The 5,067-nt window shown below is 70.9% G+C and carries 3 protein-coding genes; 1 reads left to right on the plus strand and 2 read right to left on the minus strand.

Translation table 11 applies throughout. From position 1 onward, the window contains the following. Positions 1-104 precede the first annotated feature (104 nt). Positions 105-395 carry a hypothetical protein gene (locus MED01_RS31210; RefSeq protein ID WP_238672051.1) on the plus strand — a complete coding sequence of 97 codons (291 nt, stop codon included), beginning with the start codon at positions 105-107 and terminating at the stop codon, positions 393-395. A 15-nt stretch (positions 396-410) separates the two neighbouring features. Here the strand turns inward: MED01_RS31210 and MED01_RS31215 are convergent, their stop codons facing one another. Next, positions 411-1,820 carry a class II fumarate hydratase gene (locus MED01_RS31215; protein WP_238672052.1) on the minus strand — a complete coding sequence of 470 codons (1,410 nt, stop codon included), beginning with the start codon at positions 1,818-1,820 and terminating at the stop codon, positions 411-413. A 35-nt stretch (positions 1,821-1,855) separates the two neighbouring features. Continuing rightward, the gene (locus MED01_RS31220; RefSeq protein ID WP_238672053.1) at positions 1,856-4,834 is read right to left on the minus strand and encodes an AfsR/SARP family transcriptional regulator; all 2,979 of its coding nucleotides are present in this window, start codon (positions 4,832-4,834) and stop codon (positions 1,856-1,858) included. Positions 4,835-5,067: the final 233 nt, after the last annotated feature.

Here is a 5,067-nt window from a genome sequence, read left to right on the forward strand (position 1 = left end):
AAGGCGCAGGGGCGCAAGGCGCGGGGGCGCAAGGCGCAGGGGCGCAAGGCGCGGGGGCGCGGAGTGATGCCACAAACGAGTCAGCTCGAAAGGACCGCAACACCATGTCCCGGACCACAGTGCCCGACCGCGCCACCACACCGAGCCGACCGCACCTGCCGCTGCGTCCGCTCTGGCTCTGCCGGGTCTGCGCCGCACCCTGGCCGTGCTCGGTCGCCCGACTCGCTCTTTGTCAGGAGTACGCGCACGATCGGATCGGGTTGAGCGTCTACCTGTGCGCGGTTCTGCACGAGGCCGCCGTCGACCTGTACCGGCTCAACCCGCACGACGGCCCCGAGCCCGCGGCGCTCTTCACCCGCTTCCTCGGCTGGGCGAGACCGCGACAGATGCTTTGAGCGGGGCGCTCCGGATCAGGGGTGGGTCATCCGAAGCAGGTCCAACGTCTCGTCGAGCTGGGTCTCGGTGAGCTTGCCGGAGTCGACGTGACCCCGGGAGATGACCACCTCGCGGATCGAGGTCTGCTTTGCCAGCGCCTCCTTGGCGATGGACGCGGCCTCGTCGTACCCCAGGTAGCGGTTGAGTGGGGTGACGATCGACGGTGAGCCCTCGGCGTACGCCAGGCAGACCTCGGCGTCCGCGACCAGGCCGACCACCAGCCGGTCGGCGAAGAGCCGGCTCACCGCGGAGAGCAGCCGAATCGACTCCAGCAGGTTGCGGCCCATCACCGGGAGCATCACGTTCAGCTCGAAGTCGCCCTGTGAGCCGGCGAAGCCGACTGTCGCGTCGTTGCCGACCACCTGGGCGCAGACCTGCCGCATCGCCTCGGCGACCACCGGGTTGACCTTGCCCGGCATGATCGACGAGCCGGGCTGGAGGTCCGGGATGCGCAGCTCGCGCAGACCGGCGCGGGGTCCGGAGCCCATCCAGCGGATGTCGTTGGCGATCTTGTAGAGGCCGATCGCCACGGTCCGCAACTGCCCCGAGGTTTCCACCAGCGCGTCCCGCGCGCCCTGCGCCTCGAAGTGGTTACGCGCCTCGCTCAGCGGCAACCCGGTCGACTCGCGCAGCTTGTCGATCACGGCGGCGGCGAAGCCGAGCGGGGTGTTGATCCCGGTCCCCACGGCGGTGCCGCCCAACGGCAGCTCGGCCAGTCGGGGCAGCGCGCCCTCCAGTCGTTCGATCCCGTAGCGAACCTGGGCGGCGTACCCACCGAACTCCTGCCCGAGGGTGACCGGTGTGGCGTCCATCAGGTGCGTACGCCCAGCCTTGACCACCGTCTCGAACTCCGCCGCCTTGGCCTCCAGCGCGGCTGCCAGATGCGCCAGCGACGGCAGCAGGTCCTCCACGATGAACTGGGTGGCCGCCAGGTGGATCGAGGACGGAAAGACGTCGTTGCTCGACTGGGAGGCGTTCACGTGGTCGTTCGGATGCACAGGTGAGCCCAACTCACGGCTCGCCAGGGTGGCGATCACCTCGTTGGTGTTCATGTTCGACGACGTGCCCGAGCCGGTCTGGAACACGTCCACCGGGAACTGGTCGTCGTAGCCACCGTCGGCGACGTGGGCGGCGGCGGCGGTGATGGCGGCGGCCACGTTGGCGTCGATCACGCCCAGCTCGCCGTTGACCTCGGCCGCCGCGCCCTTGATCTGGGCGAGGGCCTTGATCTGGGCCGGTTCGAGGCCCCGGCCGGAGATGGGAAAATTCTGCACCGCACGCTGGGTCTGCGCCCGCCACAGCGCCTCGGCGGGCACCTCCACCTCGCCCATCGAGTCGCGTTCGATGCGGTAACCGGTCGCCTCTGGAGTCGTCACGCGTACCATCCTGCCGCGCCCGTGGCCGACTCGCAGATGATCCGTCAGCCCAACTCGGCGAGCAGCCGTTCCACCTCGCGCTGGTCCGGCGACTCGACCTGCCGGAACAGCGCCAACGCCTGCTCCAGGTGTGCGCGGGCCGCCGTCGGATCCGTGTCCCGTACGCAGCGGGCGATGCCCTCCAACGCCCGGGCCTTCTCGTAGCGGGCACCGAGCCCGCTGGCGTCGACGAGCACCCGACGGTGCAGGTCGAGCGCGCTGGCCACGTCCCCCTGTTCGAGGATTGCCCGGGCCAGCAGGTTGCGGGACGCGCACTGGCCGATGCGGTCGCCGGCGTCGACCATCGCCACCAACCCTTCCCGGTGCAGCCCGGCGGCATGATCCGGCTGTCCGGCGTTGCGCTCCAGCACACCGATCTCGTTCAGCAGCTCACCTTCGCCAAACCGATTGCCGGCCTTCCGCTTCAGGCGTAGGGCAAACCGCAGCAGCCGACGCGCCGGCTCGTCGTCACCCAACCGGTGGCGGATCATGCCCAGGTGCCCCAACGCGTTGCCGATCTGGCGCGGGTCGCCGAGCTCGCGAGCCAGCGCCAGGTGCCGCCGACACGTACGCAGCGCCTCGTCGTACCGTCCCCACAGCAGCAGGGTCACCGAAAGATTGTTCAGGGTGTTGGCCAGTGGCACCTGCTCCTGCATCCGCCGGGCCAGCTCCGCGGATGCCTCCAGGCACTCCCAACCCCGGCGGTAGTCGCCACTGGCGACGTAAGAGTTGCCCAGGTTACCCAGGGTGTTGCGTACATCGCTCCGCAACCCGAGCCGGCGGTAGACGTCGAGCGCCCTCTCCATCAGCCGGTTCGACTCGCCGAACCGGCCCAACCGGTAGTGGGCCGAGGCGAGGTAGTTGAGCATCATCGCCACCGCCTCCTCGGTACCAAGTTCCTCGGCCATACGCAGCCCAACCACATGCGTCTCGATCAACTCGTCGAGGTGGCCACCCTCGAACTGGGCGTACCAGCTGGCCCTCGCCAGTTGCCAGCAGTGCCGGCGGAAACCCTCAGCTTCGGCCAGGCGGACCAGGGCGGTGATCGCGGCCAGGTTGTCGTCGAACCATCCTCGGCCCTGCTCGGCAACGGGCAGGACCAGATCGGGACGCGCCGGCTCGGGCAGCAGCGTCAGGCTGAAGTTGGAGGAGAGCTCACTCTTGCGGGCGATCACCGTGGCGACGTGCAGGTGATGGTCGAGCAGACGTTCGATGCCGTCCCGCCGTTCACCCGCCCACCCCGGCTCGGCGACGAGCGTCCGCGCGTACTCCCGCACCAGGTCGTGCAACCGGTAGCGGCCGGGCTCCGTCTCCTCGACCAGGTTCGCGTCGACCAGCTCGTCGAGCCGGTCCTGCGCCTTTGGAAGCGACTGCCCGGTGAGGGCGGCGGCCACCGGGATGTCGAACCGCACCCCCGGGTGCAGGCCCAACAACCGGAACGCGCGCTGCGCGACAGGGGACACCTGGGCGTACGACAGGGCGAAGGCGCGGCCGACCGACCGCTCGCCCACCTCGAACTCGGCCAGGGGATCCGGTCGGCTGGTCAACCGCTCGGCCAGGTCGGCGATTCGCCAACGGGGCCGGTGTGCCAGCCGGGCGCCGGCCAGCCGGATGGCCAGCGGCAGGTGTCCGCAGCGTCGGACGACCTCGGCGGCCGCCTCCGGCTCCGCCGCCACCCGGGCCACGCCGACGACCCGCCCGAGCAACTCGACCGCCTCGTCGCTGTCGAGCACGGGCAGCGACGAGGGTCGCCCCTCATCCACCCCTACCAGCCGGCGGCGGCTGGTGATCAGGATCAGGCAGTGCGAGCCGTTGGGCAGCAGTGGTGTCACCTGGTCGGCGGTCGCCGCGTTGTCGAGCACCAGCAGGGCCCGTCGACCGGCAAGTTCGCTACGCCAGAGCGCCAACCGGTCGTCCTGGCTCGTCGGCACCCTTTCGGCGGGCACACCGAGCTGCCGCAGGAGCGTGGCGACCGCCGCGGCCGGCGTCAACGGGGTGCGCTCGCTGTGCCCGTGCAGGTCGATGTAGAGCTGGGCGTCCGGATAGTCGCCTGCGAGAGTGCTGGCGAGATGCACAGCGAGGGTGGTCTTCCCGCTGCCCGCCATGCCGTCGATGAGCTGGATCCGGGCCCCGGCCTCCACCTCCTTGACCAGGCGGGCCATCGTCTGCTGCCGGCCGGTGAAGTCGCCGATCGCGCGGGGCAGCGAGCGGACCGGAGCGGACGGCCGCGCTTCCCGACCGGCCAGGGCCAGGTCACCGGCGAGCACCCGCTGGTGCAGCTCCTGCAACTCGGCGCCCGGCTCGATGCCCAGCTCGTCGGCGTAGGTCCGCCGGCCCTCCCGGTAGACCGCGAGCGCGTCGGCCTGCCGCCCGACCGCGGACAGTGCCAGCATCAGTTGTCCGCGCAGCCGTTCCCGCACCGGGTGCTGGTCGACGCTCTCGGCGAGTTCGCCGATCAGCTCGGCGGCCCGCCCGAGGCGCAGCTCCACATCGACGCATTCCTCCAGCGCGGTGAGACGCTGCTCGTCGAGTGCCTGTGCACGGCGGCGGACGCTCCGGCTCGGGATTCCGCCCAACGCCGGCCCACGCCACAACGCCAGGGCGGCGCGGAATTCGGCACGCGCGTCGACCAGGCGACCGGCAGTGGCGGCGGCTCGGGCAGCCTCCACGCCCCGGGTGAAGACCTCGACGTCCAGGTCGGTCGTTCCGGTACGCACCCCGTACCCCGCCGGGTCGGTGACGATGAGGTCCGGTGCCAGCCCGAGTTCGGTGAAGCGCCGGCGCAACCGCGACACGCAGGTCTGCAACTGCGCCCGGGCGGTGGCCGGCGGGCGGTCCTCCCACACCGCGTCGACCAGCTCGTCGACCGGCACGAGCCGGCCGGCCCGCAACAAGAGCGTGGCGAGCACGATCCGGTCGCGCCCGGCGGTGACAGTGGACTCGCCACCGCCCACCCGCAGGGGCCCCAGGATCCCGAACCGCATCTGCTCTCCCGCGTCAATGGTGCAACTTCCAGCAGAGTAGTCCGGTGGTAACGGACCGCCTCGGTCAGGCGATAGTGATCTGAGAGCGGATCGACAGCGGTGCGCCGCACACTCATTCCGAGTTGTCGGTGACGGCATCCGACGGGGGCGGTGCGCCCGTCCCACCCCAGGGGGCGGGCGTACCGATGTCGGCAGAGCACAGGCGACAGAACGGGCGCCGGGCGAATTCGCCC

It is taken from the genome of Micromonospora alfalfae (assembly GCF_022230925.1).
GTDB classification, from domain to species: domain Bacteria; phylum Actinomycetota; class Actinomycetes; order Mycobacteriales; family Micromonosporaceae; genus Micromonospora; species Micromonospora alfalfae.

Bases quoted from the DNA above. Each gene is read 5' to 3' on its own strand.
- MED01_RS31220 (WP_238672053.1), bottom strand. From the start codon at position 4,834: ATGCGGTTCGGGATCCTGGGGCCCCTGCGGGTGGGCGGTGGCGAGTCC.
- MED01_RS31210 (WP_238672051.1), top strand. From the start codon at position 105: ATGTCCCGGACCACAGTGCCCGACCGCGCCACCACACCGAGCCGACCG.
- MED01_RS31215 (WP_238672052.1), bottom strand. From the start codon at position 1,820: ATGGTACGCGTGACGACTCCAGAGGCGACCGGTTACCGCATCGAACGC.